Source organism: Stenotrophomonas sp. CASM110 (assembly GCF_049384345.1).
In the GTDB taxonomy this organism is placed as follows: domain Bacteria; phylum Pseudomonadota; class Gammaproteobacteria; order Xanthomonadales; family Xanthomonadaceae; genus Stenotrophomonas; species Stenotrophomonas muris.
Map to the genome: position 1 here is coordinate 154,787 of NZ_JBMRGI010000007.1, position 19,900 is coordinate 174,686.

At 65.8% G+C, this 19,900-nt stretch carries 13 protein-coding genes; 2 read left to right on the forward strand and 11 right to left on the reverse strand.

The window, feature by feature from the left end; all coding sequences use genetic code 11:
• Nucleotides 1-33: 33 nt before the first annotated feature.
• From VG561_RS08030 to VG561_RS08050, 5 genes are read right to left on the reverse strand one after another with little or no spacing between them, the layout of a single operon-like run.
• The gene (locus VG561_RS08030; protein ID WP_134809233.1) at nt 34-2,004 is read right to left on the reverse strand and encodes a type IV pilus secretin PilQ; all 1,971 of its coding nucleotides are present in this window, start codon (nt 2,002-2,004) and stop codon (nt 34-36) included.
• 21 nt (nt 2,005-2,025) lie between these two features.
• Nucleotides 2,026-2,559 carry a pilus assembly protein PilP gene (locus VG561_RS08035; RefSeq protein WP_005418914.1) on the reverse strand — a complete coding sequence of 178 codons (534 nt, stop codon included), beginning with the start codon at nt 2,557-2,559 and terminating at the stop codon, nt 2,026-2,028.
• Nucleotides 2,559-3,215 (reverse strand): type 4a pilus biogenesis protein PilO, encoded by a 657-nt coding sequence (locus VG561_RS08040; protein ID WP_005418916.1) that lies wholly within the window; start codon nt 3,213-3,215, stop codon nt 2,559-2,561. Before VG561_RS08040 ends, VG561_RS08035 begins: the two co-directional genes overlap by 1 nt.
• Nucleotides 3,212-4,093 (reverse strand): PilN domain-containing protein, encoded by an 882-nt coding sequence (locus VG561_RS08045; protein WP_014648259.1) that lies wholly within the window; start codon nt 4,091-4,093, stop codon nt 3,212-3,214. The genes VG561_RS08040 and VG561_RS08045 overlap by 4 nt, the downstream gene beginning before the upstream one ends.
• A complete protein-coding gene (locus tag VG561_RS08050; RefSeq protein WP_046432299.1) occupies nt 4,093-5,151 on the reverse strand; it encodes a pilus assembly protein PilM in 1,059 nt (352 codons plus the stop codon). Before VG561_RS08050 ends, VG561_RS08045 begins: the two co-directional genes overlap by 1 nt.
• A gap of 219 nt (nt 5,152-5,370) precedes the next feature.
• Between VG561_RS08050 and VG561_RS08055 the strand changes: the two genes are divergently transcribed.
• Together VG561_RS08055 and VG561_RS08060 are read left to right on the forward strand one after the other, a co-directional pair.
• On the forward strand, nt 5,371-7,791 hold the full coding sequence (locus VG561_RS08055) for a penicillin-binding protein 1A (RefSeq protein WP_046432301.1): 2,421 nt from the start codon (nt 5,371-5,373) through the stop codon (nt 7,789-7,791).
• Nucleotides 7,792-8,121: 330 nt separating this feature from the next.
• Nucleotides 8,122-8,766, forward strand: a complete 645-nt coding sequence (locus tag VG561_RS08060) for a hypothetical protein (protein WP_043034094.1) — start codon at nt 8,122-8,124, stop codon at nt 8,764-8,766.
• Nucleotides 8,767-9,026: 260 nt separating this feature from the next.
• Here the strand turns inward: VG561_RS08060 and VG561_RS08065 are convergent, their stop codons facing one another.
• From VG561_RS08065 to VG561_RS08090, 6 genes are all read right to left on the reverse strand, one after another.
• Nucleotides 9,027-9,773, reverse strand: coding sequence for a membrane protein (locus VG561_RS08065; protein ID WP_049404510.1), 747 nt, complete (start codon nt 9,771-9,773; stop codon nt 9,027-9,029).
• A gap of 69 nt (nt 9,774-9,842) precedes the next feature.
• Entirely contained in the window at nt 9,843-14,585 is a 4,743-nt protein-coding gene (locus VG561_RS08070; protein ID WP_423179521.1) for an ESPR-type extended signal peptide-containing protein, read from the reverse strand.
• A gap of 61 nt (nt 14,586-14,646) precedes the next feature.
• Entirely contained in the window at nt 14,647-15,354 is a 708-nt protein-coding gene (locus tag VG561_RS08075) for a pilus assembly protein (protein WP_142235227.1), read from the reverse strand.
• 18 nt (nt 15,355-15,372) lie between these two features.
• Entirely contained in the window at nt 15,373-16,506 is a 1,134-nt protein-coding gene (locus VG561_RS08080) for a CfaE/CblD family pilus tip adhesin (RefSeq protein ID WP_423179522.1), read from the reverse strand.
• Nucleotides 16,503-19,232, reverse strand: coding sequence for a TcfC E-set like domain-containing protein (locus VG561_RS08085; protein ID WP_423179523.1), 2,730 nt, complete (start codon nt 19,230-19,232; stop codon nt 16,503-16,505). The genes VG561_RS08080 and VG561_RS08085 overlap by 4 nt, the downstream gene beginning before the upstream one ends.
• A gap of 60 nt (nt 19,233-19,292) precedes the next feature.
• The gene (locus tag VG561_RS08090) at nt 19,293-19,790 is read right to left on the reverse strand and encodes a CS1 type fimbrial major subunit (protein WP_046432313.1); all 498 of its coding nucleotides are present in this window, start codon (nt 19,788-19,790) and stop codon (nt 19,293-19,295) included.
• Nucleotides 19,791-19,900: the final 110 nt, after the last annotated feature.

Genomic DNA, 19,900 nt, shown 5'->3' on the forward strand with positions numbered 1-19,900 from the left:
GCGGCCCTTCTTCGAAGACTCCGGTGCGACGGCTCAGTTCTGCTTGGCCACGCGCAGCACCTTCGGGGTGACGAACACCAGCAGCTCGGCCTTGTCCTTGTTGCGACCGCGCTTCTTGAACAGGTTGCCCAGGAACGGCACGTCGCCCAGGAACGGCACCTTGCTGATGCTGTTGCGATCGGTGAACTCGTAGACGCCACCGATCACCACGGTCTGCCCATCCTCGACCAGCACCGCGGTGTTGACTTCGCGTCGGTTGATCGACGGCACGGTGCCGTAGCCCTCCAGCTGGATCAGCTGGTCGACTTCGTCCTTCTTCACCTGCATGTTGAGGAACACGCGGTTGTCGTTGGTGATGGTCGGGGTGACCTTCAGCTCCAGCACCACTTCCTTGAACTGGACGTTCGGGGTCGCCACGCCGCCAGCGGTACCACCGCTGATGGTGACGTAGCCGATTTCCTTGCCCTGCTTGATCATCGCTTCGCGCTGGTTGGTGGTGACCACGCGCGGGTTGGAGATCACCTCGCCTCGCGATTCCTGCTGCATGGCAGACAGCTCCACGTCCAGCAGGTAACCGGCATTGAGGATCGACAGCGCCAGCGAACCCGGGTTGCTGGCGGCGGCCACCGGCAGGTTCCAGTTCAGGCCGCGGGTGATCGCCGAGCCGGACTTCACCGGCGGCGGGCCGACCCGGCCACCGGCTACCCAGTCACGCTCGGCCTTGGCATTGGCCAGGTCGGTCGCAACCTGCGACTCACGGGTCTTCGCATTGGCATCCAGGCTACCGCTGAAGTACACATTGTCGCGGCTGCCGCTGACACCGAACTTCGCGCCCAGCTCGCGGGCGAAGGTGTCGGTAGCGATGACGATGCGGCTTTCGATCAGCACCTGGTCGACCGGGCGGTCGATCACGTTGATCAGCTCGCGCATGCGCGCGATCTTCTTCGGGATGTCGCTGATCATCAGCGTGTTGGTGCGTTCGTCGGCCACGATGCGGCCGCGCGAGGACAGGAAGCCACTGTCTTCCTGCGAGGAGCTGCCCGAACCACCACCACTGCCACCACCACCGCCGCCGCCGATGCCCTTGGCCTCGGTCAGCGCTTTGAAGATCTGCGTGGCGCTGTGGTAGTTGATCTGGATGTAGTCGGTCTGCAGGTCTTCGCGGTTCTCGATGGCGATGCGCGCGTCTTCCTTTTCCTGCTCGAACTTGGCCAGTTCGGCCTGCGGCGCCACCCAGATCACGCTGCCGTCGCGACGCTTGTCCAGGCCCTTGGCGCGCAGGACGATGTCCAGCGCCTGGTCCCACGGCACATTGACCAGGCGCAGGGTCACGTTGCCCTGCACCGAGTCGGACGCCACCACGTTCAGGTTGGACTCCTCGGCGATCAACTGCAGCACGGTGCGCACCGGCACGTCCTGGAAGTTGAAGGTCACCGGCTTGCCGGTGAAGCCGCGCTGGCCGACGGCCTTGGCCGCCTGGGTGACGCTGCCGGCGGTGACCGCACCCACGGCGGCCTGGGCCTGGCGCGGGCTGATCTCGACCACGTATTCGTTGCCGCTCTGGTAGGCCAGCGACTCCACCGCGCCACCGGTGCTCAGCACCAGTTGGGTGCCGGCGCCCGACGGCTTGGCGTCGATGCGCTGTACCGGCGTGGCGAAGTCGGTGACGTTCATCGGCTTCTGCAGGTTGGCCGGCAGCCGGGCATTGCCGACGTCGACCACGACGCTGTTGCCCTGCGTGCGCAGGTCAGGGATCGCGCCCTGCCCGTCGAACTGCACGATCAGGCGCCCGGCGCCGTCATCGCCACGCTTGAAATCGATCTTGGCCACCGACAGGCCCGCCGGCGCGGCGGCCGGTGCCACGGTGGCGCCCACCGGCTTTTCCGCCGGTGCGGCAGCCAGCGCCGGAGCGCAGGCCAGCATCAGCGCGACTCCCAGCGCGCTGACACGGTTCAAGGTAGAGCGCCGGATGGGACGCAGCCCCTTGGCTTGGTGAAAGGTCATCGTGCTATCCCCAGTAAACGATCATTGATCTTCAAGCGAGAGCGTTGCCGGCCGTTCCAGCCAGCCACCCGCGCCATCCGGCACCAGTTCGATCAGCTCCACGCGGTCTTCGAAGACCGCCGTGACCCGCCCGTCGCTCTGCCCCAGGTAACCGCCCGGGCGAACCCGGTAGGTGACCTTGTCCGGCCCCATCACCAGCGCCACGGTACCTGCGCCGGTACCGATGGTGCCGACCATGTCCAGCGCATCCAGCGGGAAGCCTTCCAACGGCTCCTTGCGCCGGTTCGGGTCCGGTCGCAATCCGCCATTCCCCTGCTGCGGATTGGTCCAGGCATCGGTGAACGGATCGCGCATGCCCTGCGCGGAGTATTCAAAGGTCTCGAACTGCTGCATCACCGGCAGCGGCTCCAGCGGTTGCGCCGGTCGCGCGCGCTCGCCTTCCACCCACTTCTCAAGGTTCGGTGCGTCACCGGGCGTGCTGGTCACGCCACGGCCGCAACCAGCCAGCAGCAGCACAGCCAGCACCATCGCACCACGTACGGTCTGCGCGCGCATCACTTCTTGCCCTCCTTGCCAGCGTCGGCCGCCTGCTGCGCCTGCACCTCGGTCTCGTCCAGGTAGCGGTAGGTCTTGACCGTACCGGACAGTTCCAGTGCACCGCTGCGGACGTTGCCGCCGGTCTTTTCCTTGGGCTTGAGGTTGATGTCGTGCATGGTCAGGATCACCACCCGCGGCAGCGAGGCCACGCCACTGACGAACGCGCCGAACTGGTGGTAACTGCCCACCATGCGCAGCTTGATCGGCTTCTCGGCGTAGAACTCCTTGATCTGCTCCTGCTCCGGCTCGAACAGCTCGTTGGTCAGGCCGCTGGACAGCGCGGTCTGCGAGATGTCGATGATCAGGTCGGGCATTTCGGTCTTGCTCGGCAGCTGCCGCAGCATCTGCTGCAGCACCTGCTCCATCTGCGCCAGCTGCTGCTTCAGCGGCCCCAGGTTCACCGCGCGTTCCTGCTGCTTGGTGAACTCGGTGCGCAGCTCGACTTCCTTCGATTCCAGGCCGGCCAGTTCTTCGCGCTTGCCGCTGATCAGCAGCATCCACGCCACGAACATGATGACCAGCGCCAGCAACGAGCAGAAGACGATCTTGGCCTTCTGCGGCCAGTTGCCGATGTCGTTGAAATCCAGGTTCTTGATGTCGATCTTCTGGCTCATGCGCGGTCCCCCTGCAGCAGCGCATTGAAGGCCTGCGGCGGCTGCGCCAGGCGGCTGCCCTCAGGCTTCGGGGCAGGTGCCGGGGCCGGCGCGGCGGCCGGAGCGGCCGGTTGGTTCGGCTTGGCCGGCGTGGCCGGTGCAGTGGCCGGTGCGGCGGGAGCTGCTGCCGGCTGGCCCGCCGCCGGCGCCGCAGGCGTTGCGGCATCCGGACCTGCGGCCAACGGAGCCACCGGTGCCGGCGCAGCCGTCGCCACCGAGCCATCGGCGTTCAGGCCCGGCGTCGCCGACACCTCTTCGCTCTGTGCCGGCAGTTTCACCTTGACCACGAACACGTAGGGCAGCGCCTTGATGTCGGCCAGCGGGCCGGCCTTGCCGTCCTTGTCCTTCTCCGGGTCACGCGCTTCGATGATCGACAGCTCCGGGTTGGTCATCCAGCCGGAGGTCTCCAGGTTGCGCATGTAGGCCGAAACGCGGGCGTTGGACTGGGTGCGGCCTTCCAGCGTCAGTACATCCCCTTCCTGCTTCAGCGCGGTCAGCACCACGCCGTCGGGAATGGTGCGCACCAGCGCGTCGAACAGGTGGACCATCTGCGAGCGCTTGGCCTGCAGCTCCTCGATCACCTTCTTGCGGGCCAGCAGGCGTTCCTTCTGCGCATCGAGGCGGTCGATCTCCTTGTTCTGTTCCTTGACCTTCTCGATCTCGGCTTCCAGATAGGCATTGCGGTCCATCTGGCCGCTCACCTGACGGTCGTAGTAGAACCAGATCATCAGCGACAGCAGCAGGCCACCGACGGCGGCCATGCCCAGCATTGCGTAGAACTCGCGCTGGCGTTGCTTGCGCCGCTCGGCGCGCCAGGGCAATAGATTGATGCGTGCCATCAGTCAAAGCTCCTCAGCGCCAGACCGGTCGCGATCATCAGCGCGGGGGCATCCTGGGCCAACGCATGCGCGTTCACCTTCGGCCCCAGGGTCATCTGCGCCAGCGGGTTGGCGACCACGGTCGGCACGCCCAGCTGTTCCTCGACCATCTCCGGCAGGCCACCGAGCACGGCGCAGCCGCCGGCCAGCACGATGTGATCGACGCGGTTGAATTCGCTGCCTGCGTAGAAGAACTGCAGCAGGCGGCTGATCTGCTGGACCGTGGCTTCCTTGAACGGCTCCAGCACTTCCATCTCGTAGCTTTCCGGCAGGCCGCCCTGGCGCTTGGCCAGCCCGGCTTCCTCGTAGCTCAGCCCGTAGCGGCGCATGATCTCATCGGTCAGCTGCTTGCCACCGAACACCTGCTCGCGGCTGTAGAGGCTGCGGCCGCCGCGCAGGACATTGAGGGTGGTCATGGTGGCGCCGATGTCGACCAGCGCGACCACGCCATCGATGGATACCGGCAGCTCGCTGGCGACCAGGGCGTAGGCGTTCTCGACCGCGAAGGCCTCCACGTCCATCACCTTGGCCTGCAGGCCACCGAGTTCCAGCGCGGACTGGCGCAGCTCGACATTCTCCGAACGCGACGCGGCCAGCAGCACCTGGACCATCTCCGGGTTGTTCGGGATCGACCCGATCACCTCGAAGTCCAGGTTCACTTCCTCGATCGGATACGGAATGTAGTTGACCGCTTCCAGCTCGATCTGGGCTTCCATGTCGTTTTCGTCGAGATCGGCCGGCATCGGGATCACCTTGGTGATCACTGCCGACCCCGCGACGGCGGCAGCGGCCACTTTGGCCTTGCTGCCTGAACGGTTCATCGCCCGACGGATGGCCTCACCCACGGCCTCCACTTCAACGATGTTCTTCTCCACCACCGCATTGGGCGGCAGAGGTTCCACAGCGTAATGTTCCACGCGGAAACGATTGCCGCTGCGGGACAGCTGCAAAAGCTTTACCGCAGTCGAACTGATGTCGACGCCTACGAGCGGCGACTGACTTTTTGGGATGAGCCCCACGGTTTCTCCCCTGCCGACGGGCACTTGGACGCAAGACCTGCGCCCAAGCATTAATAACGTATTCTTAGCAAATGGCAACGGCCCTGCTGTGAATTCCTTCACGGATTCACCATGCAGCCCCTGACTGTTCCCCTTGCGCTCCCCGGTGCCGACCCCAGCCGGCACCTTGCGTAATCTATACTCTGCGACCACGAAATTCGCAATCGGAATCTGAACCCGATGACTCGACTCCGCCGCTGGCTGCGCTGGATCTTCTTGATTGTCCTGGTCCTGGCGCTGATCGGCGCGGCCGCCGTGGGCGGTCTGTACTACGCCGTTTCCTCCAAGCTTCCCGACGTGCAGACCCTGCGCGACGTGGAAATGCAGGAGCCGATGTACGTCTATGCTGCCGATGGCAAGCTGATGGCGGTGTTCGGCGAGACCCGGCGTACCCCGATCACCATGAAGGACGTGCCGGAGAAGCTGAAGCAGGCCTTCCTGGCCACTGAGGACGCCCGCTTCTACGAGCACGGCGGCGTGGACTACATGGGCATCGGGCGGGCGGTCTGGCTGCTGGCCACCACCAGCGACAAGCGCGTGCCGGGTGGCTCCACCATCACCCAGCAGGTGGCCCGCCAGTTCTTCCTCAGCTCCGAGTACAGCTACACCCGCAAGCTGGCCGAGATCCTGCTGGCGCGCAAGATCGAGTCCGAGCTGAGCAAGGACGAGATCTTCGAGCTGTACCTGAACAAGAGTTTCTTCGGCAACCGCGCCTACGGCGTGGCCGCTGCCGCCGAGTTCTATTACGGCAAGAAACTGAACGAGCTGGACCTGGATGAGATGGCCTCGCTGGCCGGCATCCCCAAGTTCCCCTCGTCGGGCAACCCGATCTCCAACCCGGAGCGTGCCCGCCAGCGCCGCGACAACTACGTGCTGCAGCGCATGGCCGACCTGAAATTCGTCAGCCAGGCCGAGGCCGACGCGGCCAAGGCCGTGCCGATGCACGCCACCGCGCATGAGCCGCCGGTGCAGGTCGATGCTCCGTACGTGGCCGAGCTGGTACGCCAGGAGATGATCGCCCGCTTCGGCGGCGACGTGGTCAACAAGGGCTATCACGTCACCACCACCATCGACTCCACCCTGCAGACCGCCGCGAACCAGTCGGTGCGCGACGGCCTGCTGCTGTACGACCACCGCCACGGCTGGCACGGCGTGGAGAAACAGGTGCAGGTGGGTGCCGGCGAAGACGCCGCCGCCCTGGCCGAGCACCTGCGCGGCATGTACGGCCAGGCCGGCCTGCTGCCGGCGATCGTCGCCAGCACCGGCGCCGACGGCAGCGCCACCGTGGTGCTGGCCAACCGCAGCGAGATCGTGCTGCCGGCCGGCGCCGCCAAGTGGACCAACAAGACCCCGGGCAAGCTGGTGCAGCGCGGTGACATCGTGCGCGTGCGCGCCGGGGCCAAGGAGGGCGAGTGGCTGCTGGACCAGATCCCGCGCGGCCAGTCCGCGCTGGTCTCGCTGGATGCCCACAGCGGCGCGCTGAAGGCGCTGGTGGGTGGCTTCAGCTTCTCCGGCAACAAGTTCAACCGCGCCACCCAGGCCCGCCGCCAGCCGGGTTCGAGCTTCAAGCCGTTCGTCTACGCAGCCGCCTTCGACAAGGGCTACAACCCGGCCTCGATCGTGCTCGACGCCCCGGTCGTGTTCCGCGACCGCCGCGGCAAGACCTGGGCCCCGCAGAACGACGGCGGCGGCTTCCGCGGCCCGATGCGTCTGCGCGAAGCGCTGGTGCAGTCACGCAACCTGGTATCGGTGCGCCTGCTCGATGGCATGGGCGTGGACTACGCACGCAAGTACATCAGCGAGTTTGGCTTTGCCGAATCGGAGCTGCCGCCGAACCTGTCGATGTCGCTGGGCACCGCCTCGCTGACCCCGCTGTCGGTGGCGCGCGGCTACGCCGTGTTCGCCAACGGCGGCTCGCGCGTGGACACCTGGCTGATCGACCAGGTCAATGACCGCGACGGCAACCTGGTGTTCAAGGAAAACCCGGCGCTGGCCTGCCGCGACTGCGCCGGCAGCAGTGACCAGCCGGTCAACCAGGTGGTGGACGGCTTCAACTTCGGCGCTCCGGCCCCGAAGGTGGACCCGGCCGCCGCCAAGGCCGAAGCCAAGGTCGAAACCCCGGCGGCACCGGCCAACCCGGATGCCCGCACTGCCCCGCGCGCGATCGACGCCCGCACCGCCTACCAGCTGGTATCGATGATGCGCGACGTGGTCCAGCGCGGTACCGGCGTCCAGGCCAAGGTGCTCGGCCGCGAGGACGTGGGCGGCAAGACCGGCTCCACCAACGACCACCGCGACGCCTGGTTCTCCGGCTTCGGTGGCCCGTACGTGACCACCGTGTGGGTGGGCCGCGACGACTTCCGTTCGCTGGGTTACCGCGAGTACGGCGGCAAGGCGGCCCTGCCGATCTGGATCGACTACATGCGCACCGCGCTGAAGGACACCCCGATCGCGCAGAACGACCCGCCCAGCGGCATGGTCCAGGCCACCCTCAACGGCGCGACCGAGTGGGTGAAGGTGGAAGACATGGACCGCCTGACCGACTACGACCTGAACCTCAATACGCCGCAGGCCGACGCCGCCGCGTTCGATATCTTCTGAGGAAGGGTCGGGTGGGTGCCAACCATGGGTTGATACCGATGCGGCTCTGGTAGAGGCCAACCTTGGTTGGCACCGATGCGGCTCCGGTAGAGGCCAACCTTGGTTGGCACCGATGCGGCTCCGGTAGAGGCCAACCTTGGTTGGCACCGATGCGGCTCCGGTAGAGGCCAACCTTGGTTGGCACCGATGCGGCTCCGGTAGAGACCAACCTTGGTTGGCGCCCCGTGCCGACCAAGGTCGGCACCTACCAGAGCGGTTGCCTCCGCCATACCCACGCGGATGTCACATCCGTGCGCTAGTCTGTAGCCAGGTCGCAACAGGAGTCATCGCATGCATCGCGCCCGTCAGCATGCTGCCAGCCAGACCCGCGAGCGGCGCCATCGCCTCGCCCACGAAGCCGCCCGCCTGATGGCCGAAGGCGGCATCCGCGACTACCACCAGGCCAAGTTGAAGGCCGCCAGCCGGCTCGGCATCCACGACGATGCCTCCCTGCCCCGCAACACCGAGATCGAAGACGCCCTGCGCGAGTACCAGCGGCTGTTCTCCGGCCCCCAGCACGGCAACGAACTGCAGCGCCGCCGCGAAGCCGCGATGCGCGCGCTGGAGTTCCTGCACGGCTTCGCACCGCGCCTGGCCGGCCCGGTGCTGGAGGGCACCGCCGACGCCAACAGCCCCGTACAGCTGCACCTGCACAGCGACGACCCGGAAGCCGTGCACCGCTTCCTCGACGAGCACGGCATTCCCGCCGAGTCGCGGACGCGCCGACTGCGGATGGACCGCGAACGGAGCCTGGACGTGCCGGTGTGGGTGTTCAGCGCCGAAGAGCTGACCTTCGACCTGGCCGTGCTGCCGTATGACGCCCTGCGCCAGGCGCCCTTGTCGCCGGTGGATGAGAAGCCGATGCGACGCGCGTCTGTCGCACAGTTGCGGCAGCTGCTGGCCGAGGCGGAGATCACCGCGTATATCGGGGGGTGACGGTTGCGCCGGCCTTGAATGGTTCCGGCCTTGGGTGGTTCCGGCCTTGGTGGGTGCGGACCGTTGGTCCGCACCGTGCATCAGGCGTGCGGACACCTGGCCCAAGAGCAGCCGAGCATGGCTCGGCTCTACAGAAGGCGCGCTGCCTGCTTCCTTCTTCTGGTGGGTGCGGACCGTTGGTCCGCACGATGCATCAGGCATCCGGACACCTGGCCCAAGAGCAGCCGAGCATGGCTCGGCCCTACAGAAGGCGCGCTGACCTACCAGACATCATGGTGCTGCTCCTCCGTCTCATCGCCAAGCAGGCGCATCAGCCACGGTGCTCCCACCCGCTGCGGGTACGCCATCATCATCCGCGCGTGCATGTTCTGCAGATCGCCAAGCAACCAGGTCTGGTTGTAGACATCGCCGAACGGGTCCGACCACGCCGTCTGTATCCGCGCGCGCTCACCGCCGTTGAGGTTGGGCATCCTGTCCAACGGCACCTCCAGCACCGGCTCCAGCCCCCGGTTGATGGCCGCGTTCTCCGCCTCCGCCGCGCGCATGAGCTCCAGCCGGTGGCTCACCTGCCAGCATGGGAAGGGGAAGCAGCTGCCCGTGGCTTCGATGTATGCCGCCATGTCGGCCAGCATGTGGGCTTTCAGCTGCCACACCCTCTCACTGTCCAGCAGTTGTCGCACCCGCAGGGTGCGCAGCGTTCCCGCGCGGACGTCTTCCGGCGTGGTGAACGGCTCACCCGGTGTCGGGCCACCATGCCGCACCAGCACGATGCGATGGATCGCCTCCTGGGTGATGTTCTCCACGCGCACCGCGGCGGCCTCCGGATGCACGCGCGGTGGCGGCACGCTCGCCACCCGCCAGTGGTACCAGAGCACCAGCACCATGCCCACCAGGCACAACAAGGTGAACTGCACCCAGCGATCCAGATTGCGGGTGTAGTAGTAGAAACGCGCCCGCCACAGATAGAACGTGCGGTAGCTGATGAATCGGCTTACCCATCGATACATTGCCATCTCCTCGGCAAGGACCCCGGCGCGGCGGGGTTCATTACGCGCACCACGCCGGGGCTGCACGGCTTACCAGCCGATGCCCACGCCGACGCCCATGCTGCGCTCACCGCTGTTGGTGAACGCACCATTGAGGCTGAAGGTGGCCGAACCCTTCTCGTTCAGCACGCGCTGGTAGCCCACCGCCATCGCCGACTCACCCTCGCTGTAACCCACGCCCGCACCCAGGCGGTTGTAGGTAGCCAGGCCGGCGGTATTCATCGCCATCGCACTCTGCGCACTGCTCATCGCCGCCATGCGGTTGAAGCGCTTGTCCATCTTGTCCAGGCGGCGTTCGAAGGTGCTGATCGCACCATCGGTGTACTCGTTGGCCCGGGCCAGCATCTTTTCCAGGTCGGCGGTGTCGACCTGCGGCTTGGGCGTGTCGTCCTGCTTCGGCTTCGGCTGCGGGGCCGGCTTGCCACCTTCACCGGTTGAGGCGATCTGCGGCGAGCCGCTGGTTTCCGGCGCCGGCGCGATCTCTTCGGTGGATGGCGAAGGCGTGGATGCTGCCGCCGTGGCGCGGGCCTGCGGCTGACCGTCGATACGCTGCTCCAGCCCATCCATGCGGCCGTTGATCTGCTGCTGCATCGAATGCAGCTGGCCGCCGTTGACCGCATCGCGGCTGCCGGCCGCGATCAGGCCATTGGCCACGTTGGAGATGACCATGCCGTTGGCGCCGGCCAGGGTGAGCTGGGCGGTACCGTCTGCGCGTACCGAGGGAGTTTCCTGGAACACGGAGCGGAGCTGGGATTCGACCTGGTTCACGCGCGAGGTGGTGCTGACCACGGCGCCGTCGAGCGCTTCCAATGCACCATTGAGCGTGGATTGGGACTGACCCTGCACGTTGAAGCTGGGGCCGACGATGTTGCCGTTGGCATCGACTTCGCCGCCGAGGGCGGAGAGTGCACCGCGCAGCTGGCCGACGGTGGCGGCGTTGTGGTTGGCGGTGCCGTTGGCGATGTTTACGAGGCGACGCTTCATCTCACCATTGCCGAACGCGACAGTGCGAGCTTCATCTGCAACCGAGTGGACACCAATAGCTACGCTAGAACCCGCCCCTTGCTTCACCGTGCTACCAACGCCGATTGCGATACCGTTTGCTTCATGGACAGAAGAATAGACGCCGAAAGCAAAGCCATGCTCAGCCGTCGCATCAACGTAGGCGGCTCTGCCGAGCGCCACCGAGTTCTTACCGGCAGCCTTCGCGAAGCTCCCAATGGCAACTGCCCCTTCACTTTGCAAAGAAGCCTCAGCGGAATCACCAATCGCAACCCCAACTGGTCCCGCCTTCGCCGCCTGTCCAGGTCCTAGGTCACCGACAGCAACAAACCGCGACGCGGAAGCCAGCTTCTGCAGCTCTTCATTGGTCTCATAGAGCTGACTGCCGCGCACAACGTCCGAGCTATCAGCCGACAGCCCTGCCTCGGCCACACCAGTCAAACGCGCACCGCCGAAATCGATCGGACCACTCGCATCCAACCCACGCATCGCCTGCTCACCCACCTCCCGCTCCTTGCGCATCGTCTCCAGATCATTCCGATTTTGCGAGATCTTCTGCTCTGCGGCGTACAACTGACTGCCGGTTACAGCATCGCGGCTTCCCGGCGCCACACGTCCGTCAGCCAGGTTGGTCAGCACCATGCCATTCACGCCATTAAGCGCGATCTGGTTCATGCCGTCGGCACGAGTCGAGGGTGTTCCCTGGAATATTGAACTCAGCTGGCCTTCCACCTTGTCCGCGCGACGGTCTGCGGTGATGACAGCGCCATCGAGCGCAATCAGCGCGTCCTCGACGGTGTTCTGCGTTCCCCCCTGCACTGAGTAAGTTGGGGCAATGATGTTGCCGTTGGCATTCATGCCTGCGCCGCCGCCGAGGGTCGCGAGGGAATCCTTGAGCTGGGAGACAGTGGTGGCGTTGTGGTCAGCGGTGCCTCGGGCGATGTTTACAAGGCGGCGCTGCATGCCGAAACCCCCAAATGACGCAACTCCTTCTTCATCTGCTAGGGAACTATTTCCAAGCGCCAGCGAGCCGTGAGCCCCGCTTCCAACTCTTGCGCCAGCACCAATCGCGACACCTTCATTCGCACCGCCCGCGCCTCCACCGACCTGTGCACCGACTCCCATTGCGAATCCATTTTCGGAATCCACAGAGACAGTCGCCGCTCTGCCAATTGCGGTCGAGTTCTTTCCCATGGCCTCCGCAAATGTCCCTACCGCAGTGCCTCCCTCCAGCCCCGTCTTTGCTGAATTTCCCACCGCAACGCCCGCCACACCTGCTTCGGCACGTTCACTGAAGGGTGCTGAGCCGATACTCACAAATTGTGCTACATCCTCAAGATCTGAGACGCGCGAGTTCGTTGAATACAGTTGTTTCCCGGACACAGCCTCAGCACTGCTTGCGCTCAGCAATCCATCCGCCACACCACTGATCTTCCGGTTGGCATTGGCGCTGTTACGCACATTCAGGGTCGTACCGCTGTTTTTCTCTCCCAAACGAACATCGCCAGAGGCAGAAACCTGCGCCACCAGCCCGCCCAGAACCGCTGTTTCGGCCAGCGCCTTGGCCGCGTCCGCCTTTGCCAGGGTCGCGTCCGCAGCCGCAGAGGTGGCCATGCCTTCCACAGCCCCCACCTTCTCATTGGTGGCTTTGAGCTGCCTGCCGTTGACGGCCTCGTAGCTGCTGGCGCTGACCACGCCATCGGCCACGCCGGTCAGCTTACGGTTCGCATTTGCGCTATTGCGCACATCCACTACGGTGCCGCTGTTCTTTTCACCCAGGCGGACAATCCCCGTGGCCGAAACCTGCCCGACCAGACCACCCAATTCGGTGGCCTCAGCCAAGGCCTTGGTGGCATCAACCTGTGCGGCGTTGGCAGTGGCCTGCGCGCCATTCGCGGCATTCTGTGCAGTCGTTACCCGGCCGTTGGTTTCATTCAACTGCTTGCCCGTAATGGCCTCGGTACTGCTGCTGCTGACAGCGCCATCCGCCAGGTTGACGATCTTGCGCTTGATACTGGAGCTGCCGACCGAGACCTGGTTGGTGCCGTTGGTCTGCGAGCCGTTACCCAGAGCGACACTTCCCGTATGTGATGCCAGGGCGCGGTCGCCCAACGCAATGGCACTTTCGGCACCCGCCTTTGCAAGATTGCCAAGCGCCGTCGAATACAAACCCGATGCGGCGGCCTCCCGGCCAATGGCGACGGCCTGATTGCCGCTCGCATCTGCCTTGTAGCCCAGGGCGGCGGCATGGGCCGCCGCGGCCGTTGCATCATTGCCTACGGCCACGGCGCGGTCGCCCACTGCCGAAGCACGCAGGCCTGCCGCCACCGCGCCGTTGCCACTACGCGTTGCAGCACCGAGAGCGACTGCACCGGTGGCAGCGCTCTTGTCACCGTTGGCGTCGACACTGGCCCGTGCATCTGCACCAACTGCGATGCTGTTGGTGTTGTAGGCCTTCGCCGAGCGCCCCATCGCTGCACTCGCAGCGCTTCCGATTCCCTCCGCTTCTGCCGCCAGCCCGATGGCCGGGGCGGATGCATTCAGGCGCGCGGTTGCCGCGTCTGCGGCGCGCTGTGCATCTGCCAGCTTGGTGTTGGTGGCATTCAACTGCTTGCCTGACACAGCCTCCGTGCTGGTCGTGCTCAGCGTGGCATCCGCCACGCCCGTGATCTTGCGATTGGCGCTGGCGCTATTGCGGACGTCCAGTACAGAGCCGCTATTGCTTGCACCTATGAGGATATTTCCCGAAGGAGACTTCTCTTTCAAAAGGCCTGAGAGCACATTGGCCTTTGCCAGCGCACTGTCAGCATTGGTCTTGGCAGAGTCCGCGACCGAACGCGCGGCAGAGACATTGCTATTGGTGGCGTGGAGCTGCTTTCCGGTAACGGCATCCGTGCTGCTGGCGCTCAATCGCGCATCTCCCACATTGGTCACTCGCCGCTTGGTTGAGAGGTTGCCCACCGACACGGTGTTCGCCTCATCGGCTATCGAGTGCACACCGAGAGCAACTGCGCCCGTCTTTGACGCCTTGGCGTTGTAGCCAATAGAAACACTGTCGAACTCGGCCCTGGAGCTACCCCCCAACGCGATGGCACCTGAATACCCCGCCGTTCCAGCGAAGGCGTTCCCGCCAATAGCAATACGGGAAACACCTGCGGAACTCTCCACGGTCCTGGCACCGCTGCCCACTGCAATGGAGTTGCTCGCGTATGCCCTGGCGTCATGCCCCAGTGCGGTTGCACCAATTCCTGATGCGATCGAGCTGGCGCCTACGACTGTCGCGTATCCGCTCTTGGCCTCAGATCCATATCCAACGACGACGTTCCTGTCGCCGCGTGCAATGGATGAATTCCCCACAAGCACACTTCCCAGCCCCGACAACGATGATTCGGTGCCGTAGACCACCGATCCCCAGCCACTGATGCTCGACCGTGAACCCAGGATCATCTGCATATCACCGCTGATCGTGGCATTCCGATACTGGCTGTCATTTACCAGAGCCAGCTGGGTGTAACCCGCATTTACCTGGTTCGAGAATGATGAAAAGCGCCACGGAGAGGGCATCAGGAGTTGACTGGAGTCCGTCCCTTCCCGCTCGCGCTCAGCCGCTTCGTCCGAGCGCCCGTGCGCTGCGGCCGGGAGGCCCACCAGTGCCGCCACCAGCAATAGTGCCCTGCCTCCAGCGGACTTGCCGCGCGGACTGCTCAACTCACTGCCAACCACCCAGCACTGCTTGGCGGCACTCCAGATACGACGATAGATGTGGTTCATGCTCTCTCCCTTAACAGGACATCGAAAATGAGGCCCCGCAAATAGCGCGGGGCCAGAACGTTCAGGCGCTCGGCGCCAGGGTGGTTGTGTGCTCGCGGTAGCCGTCCTTGGACAGGCGGTAATGCAGCTGCACGGTATTGCCCGGCTGAGGCTGGAACGGCAGCTTCAGCTCCGCGTCCGGGTACAGGCTTTTGGCAAAGTCGTGGGTCGTGCAGGCACCACTGGCGCTGCACTCGGCCAGCCCCGTGATGCCGACCCGCAACGTCCCCACGTTGCGCAGGGTGTCGCCCTGCAGTTGCAGATCCACGCTGCCGTTGGTGGGCAGCACGTTCACCAGCGCACCCCAGACCAGGCTGACGCCGACGTTGGCCTGTGCCGCCTGCTCGTCACCCTCAAGCAGGGTCCCGTCCGGTCCCCTGACACCCTCGAAGTAGACGCGGTAGGCCACTTCCTTCTCCACGCTGCGCAGTGGAATGACCCGGATCAGGCGATTGCCTCCGCCAGTCAGTGCGAACTTCCCAGGGGTGATGGCGACCGCGGCGTCGGCCGCCTCCATTTCCACCTCTTCCTCGCCAACCTGCGCAGGATTCGCGATGCGCAACAGGCGTGCCTGCACGTACTGCGGCTGGGTGGAGTGCGAGTAGACGCGGATCTGCGTACCGCGCTTGCCATCGACGGCCGCGCGCATCGGATGGATGGAGAGGTTGGCATGCGCCGGCGGGGCCAGCAGCGCGCTCAACGGCAGCAGACAGAACAGCAGCTTCTTCATGATGAGGCTCCGTGGGGATCAGGGTTTGGCGGTCGGCACGCGCAGCTCTACCGTCAGCTCGCCGTCGTAGAGACCGGGCCGCTTGCTGGCGATGGGCGTAGGCGGCGTTTCCAGCACCAGTGGCGTGGGCACGCAGTACACGGGTTGATTGATGCCCGGCAGCATCACCAGGCGCAGCTGCGCGCTGTCGATGCCGCGCAGCAGCTGTTCCTCGCCGTGTTTCATGGCCAGCAGGTTTCCGCCGTATTTCAGGCCGACCTGGTAGTCCAGGCGTTGGGTGTCGTCACTGCCGCCATCTCCGTGCCAGACCGCGTAGTCCCGCCCAGGCGGGGGCCGTGGCCCGCTGTCGCGCACGGTGACGCCGAGGAACTCGCTCTGCGAGCCCACGCCGTCGTACAGGCACGTGTCCACTTCCTTGTAGCCGCCGACCATCTTGCGGATGGGGTCGTAGCGCAGGTCCATGTTGACCAGCGGTGCGATGCCGTCGAAGCCCGGGAAGTAGATCGAGATCGCGTCGTAGTCGGTGACGGTGAAGTCGAAGTTGAAGGTGGTTGTGGCGACTGGTGGTGCGGCCGGATCTGCTTTGATGTTCAGGCGCATCGTGGCCTTCCAGTGGCCTGCGACGAGCCGCGCGAGCTCAGATGCTGGAATAGTCAGAGCAGCGCCCGTGCCGACTGGTTCGTCCGATGCACATTGGTACCAGAATGCTTCATTCAGAATACGCTTCTGACTATCCCAGTAATCGATATTGCAGCGAACACCTGACATAACCCGCTGCAGGCTCCCTACCGCGCGAATCTCCGTACGCAGGCCAGTCCTCAGCTCAACGAGACGCAACGCTATCTCTGTTGTTCCCCCTGACACGCTCAGCTCACTTTCCGTCGGGCACCTCCCAAACTCACTATCAGAAGCAGATCCACAAACCACATGGATCTGCCCATACTTGAACGCCAGGTCGTGACTGAACCCCAGCACCGTCCGCGGCGCCCACAGCTCCACATCACCCGGCACCGCCGAGCGATCCCAGCTCATCACGATGTCCCGGCTCTGGTCAGTCGGATGCGTCTCCGGCGGCCACTGCGCCCACGCCCGCGGCATCACCAGCACCAGCGCACACACCAGCATCAACACACACATCCAACGCCGGCTCATGGCGTCCCTCCTGCAGCAGCGGTCTGGGGCGTGGCGGCAATCAACGCGCGTTCCTGCAGCAGGCGGGTCACGCGGGCCTGCTGGCGGATCTCGGGGGGCAACTGGGCCACGGCCAGCGGCTCGCAGTGCACGGCGCCGACCAGCAGCACCACCTGGCGGCGCTCGCGCACCTGCAGCGGGCAGTGCAGCAGGCGGTCGTCCTGCAGCAGGTACAGCGTTGTTTCGCGACGCGGGAAATCGGCAACGAAGCTGCCGTTGGCGCTGGTGCCGGGCACCGGCGCGTTGAGGATGCGGGCGCCGCCCAGCGGCGACCCCGCAAGGTCCTTGGCATTGCCAATGAAGGTGTAAGTCACTTCGATCGGCACGGGCATGCGCATCAGCTTGCCGGGGGTGAGGAACATCGGCCGTGCACCGCCCACGCCGGTCACGCGGATCGCGGCGATGCTGTCCAGCGTGCTGGCGTCCTGCACTTCGGCGCGCTGCGACTGATAGGCCTGCAGCGGCAGCAGCCGGCGCTCGCCGATCTGCAGACGCTGTCGGCGCAGCCCACCCACCTGCAATTCCGCGGCCACGCCATGCAGGTCGGCGTCGTCGAAACCGTCCACCTGCACGGCCAGGCCGGCCTCGGCACCGTTGGCACCGCTCCAGTAGAAGCCACGACGGCCCAGTGCGAAGCCGGAGCTGTGGCTGCCGCTGTAGCTGGTCTCGCCACGCCCGCGCTGCTGATAGTGCGCGATGCTGGCGGTGGTGTTGCCGATGCCGTTCTGCAGCTGGCCACTCAGTGATGCGCTGTAGCGATCGTTGTTGTTGGCGCGCAGTTCGGCGTTCAGCTCCCGATAGTGCGTGTCCCGGTCCTGGCGCAGGCTCTGGCCCACGCTGTAGTCGATGGCCGGGCGCTGATGCTGCGGCTGGCGCACGTCCACCGCATAGCGGCGCTGGCCACTGCTGTCATGGTTGCGCTGCAGGCGGGTCAGGCTCAGGTTGAAGTAGATGCCACGGTCACGCTCGTTGCTGCCGCGCACGCTGTCGGTGCTGCGCTGCTGCCATAGCCCCACGCGCGTGGACACGCTGAAGTCCTGCCAGCGGTGGCTGCGGCTGAAACTGGCCTGCCAGGTGCGGCTGAGCACCGGCTCGCGGCGCGGCTCCAGCGGGCCGGGCGGCAGCCATGGCTCCAGCCCGAACAACGGGTCCTGCTCGAATTCAGGCCGATGCCAGCCGGTGCGCCAGGTCTGGCGCCGGGTGTAGCCCACGTAGACGTTGCCGCCGGCCAGCGGCAGCGATACCGAGCCGCTGAGTGAGTTGGTGCAGCCCAGCTGGTCGCGTGCATCGGCCTCGAACTGGCAGGCCTTGCCGCGCATGCGCTGCTGGTAGAGATTCCACGATGCCTTGCGCCGGTATGACAGCTGGTGCTGCTGACCATTGCTGCCATCGCTTCCACGCATGCCGCTGAGCGAGGCGCGCATTTCCTGGGTGGCCAGCACGCGGCGCAGGTCCAGGCGCAGCTCGCCGTAGCTGTGGCCGCCGAGGTTGGCGGCACCCGCGGTAAGTGCGGCATCGCGGCCCAGCGGCACGCGCACGCCGGCCATTGCCACGCTTTCTCCATCGAAACGGTCGCTACGGCGCTCGTTGCGACGGCCGCCCTGCACGAACCACTGCCACTGGCTGTTGGTCCAGTCGCCGCCCTTGTCGAACGGCGCCTCCTCGGTGCGCACCAGTACACCATCTTCGTAGATGCGCATGCGCACCAGGTAGTTGCCGAACGGGAAATTGCGGGTGTCGAGCTGGTTGATGCCCGCCTGCAGGTAGAAGGTCTGCAGCAGGCGCTCGCCGTCGAACACATCGACGCGCGCATCGCGCGCCAGCAGCACGGTCAGCGGCGTGGCCTGCACGGCCGCGTCGGTGTCCACATAGGCCTGGGTGGTGCCCACGCGTGCGCCCTGGAAACGGTCCAGCGGCAGCATGCTGAAACTGAAAGTGCCGCCCTGCGGGCTGGACAGGTTGCGGCGGTCCATGCGCCCGGCCTGCAGGTAATGCGCCTGGCCCAGGTCATGGCGGTAATAGACGTTGTCGAACTGGAAGTCGTCGTCGCTGCCACGGCTGCGGTAGCGCTGCTGGGTGTAGTACCAGTCGGCGGACAGGTGGCCGCGATCAAACAGGCCCAGCGTGCCCACACCGCGCGCGGACAGCGCCTGGTAGTCGCGGCCGCCGCTGACGTTGAGTGTCTGCTGGTGCAGGAAGGCGTTCTCGGCATTGGCCGTGACCGTGTGGTAACGCTCGGCGGCCGGTTCACCGGGAATCCACTGCCGCGCCACGAACAGGCGCACGGCGCCCTCGCCTTCGTCGTACAGCGCGCGCGCCGCGGTGGGCTCTTCGGGCGGGTCCAGATAGCCGCACCCCGCCGTGGCGCCACCAAAGCGGCAGGCCAGGTGGCTGTTGCGCGGCAACGGTTGCGACAGCGCCGGCAGCAACGCGGCCTGTGCTTCGGCAGGCAGGTCCAGCGCCTGCAGCACACGCGCGGGGTCTTCCAGCTGCACGTGTTCCAGGGTCACGCGTACCGGCGACAGCCCGGCCGAGCGGCCGAACAGCTGGATGTCGAGTTGTTCGGTCTGGCCTTCGACCAGATCCTCGAAGCCGGCGGGGACGCCGTGGGCCGCTACCGAGGGAGCAGCCAGTGCCAGGGCGAGCGCGACCGCCAACCGTGTAACGGCGGGGGCATGTGGGGTCATGGGGGGTACCGCTGGAGTAGCGGCCGGCCCGGAGTGCGGGCCGGCGCGGGAAGCCGTGGATCAGGGCTTCTGGTTCATGACGATGTAGACCATGCCTTCGTAGCGGCCGTTGACCGTAAGCGGGCCACCGGCACCCGCCTGGGCGATGGTCAGGGGCATCGAGATGGAGGCACCCGGCGTCGAGCTGGCGCCGTTGAACAGGTCAGCCGCCTTGAACTCGGTGACCGCAGTGGTCAGCGCGTCGGTGTTCAGGCTGACGGCCAGCGGCACGCGCGTGGCGCCATTGAGCAGCACCGGATCGTGGCCGAGGCGCACCTCGATGTCCGCGGTTTCGTCATTGGAATGGATGCGCACCTGCTGCGTCGACGGCAGCAGGCCACGCAGCGGATCGTGGGTCAGCTGCACGGTGTCCGGCAGCGGGGTGCCATCGTCGCGCAGCAGCGCCAGGGTCGGGTCGACGTCGGCGTAGACGGTGATCTTGGTTTCCAGCGCGTGCGCGGACAGCGAAGCAGTAGCCAGCGCTGCAGCGAGCGCGGCCTTCTTGATAATGGCGTGCATGGTTGTCTCTCTCGGACAAGGGGGAATTTGAAAGCTCCCCTCCCCAAGGAGAAAAGGGAGGGAAGCGCCGCCCGCGGGGATGGGTGCGGGCGACGGAGAGAATGTTAGAA

What these genes read in the sequence shown, in the direction of transcription:
- VG561_RS08030 (WP_134809233.1), bottom strand. Translation starts at nt 2,004, where the DNA reads ATGACCTTTCACCAAGCCAAGGGGCTGCGTCCCATCCGGCGCTCTACC.
- VG561_RS08035 (WP_005418914.1), bottom strand. Translation starts at nt 2,559, where the DNA reads ATGCGCGCGCAGACCGTACGTGGTGCGATGGTGCTGGCTGTGCTGCTG.
- VG561_RS08040 (WP_005418916.1), bottom strand. Translation starts at nt 3,215, where the DNA reads ATGAGCCAGAAGATCGACATCAAGAACCTGGATTTCAACGACATCGGC.
- VG561_RS08045 (WP_014648259.1), bottom strand. Translation starts at nt 4,093, where the DNA reads ATGGCACGCATCAATCTATTGCCCTGGCGCGCCGAGCGGCGCAAGCAA.
- VG561_RS08055 (WP_046432301.1), top strand. Translation starts at nt 5,371, where the DNA reads ATGACTCGACTCCGCCGCTGGCTGCGCTGGATCTTCTTGATTGTCCTG.
- VG561_RS08060 (WP_043034094.1), top strand. Translation starts at nt 8,122, where the DNA reads ATGCATCGCGCCCGTCAGCATGCTGCCAGCCAGACCCGCGAGCGGCGC.
- VG561_RS08065 (WP_049404510.1), bottom strand. Translation starts at nt 9,773, where the DNA reads ATGTATCGATGGGTAAGCCGATTCATCAGCTACCGCACGTTCTATCTG.
- VG561_RS08070 (WP_423179521.1), bottom strand. Translation starts at nt 14,585, where the DNA reads ATGAACCACATCTATCGTCGTATCTGGAGTGCCGCCAAGCAGTGCTGG.
- VG561_RS08075 (WP_142235227.1), bottom strand. Translation starts at nt 15,354, where the DNA reads ATGAAGAAGCTGCTGTTCTGTCTGCTGCCGTTGAGCGCGCTGCTGGCC.
- VG561_RS08080 (WP_423179522.1), bottom strand. Translation starts at nt 16,506, where the DNA reads ATGAGCCGGCGTTGGATGTGTGTGTTGATGCTGGTGTGTGCGCTGGTG.
- VG561_RS08085 (WP_423179523.1), bottom strand. Translation starts at nt 19,232, where the DNA reads ATGACCCCACATGCCCCCGCCGTTACACGGTTGGCGGTCGCGCTCGCC.
- VG561_RS08090 (WP_046432313.1), bottom strand. Translation starts at nt 19,790, where the DNA reads ATGCACGCCATTATCAAGAAGGCCGCGCTCGCTGCAGCGCTGGCTACT.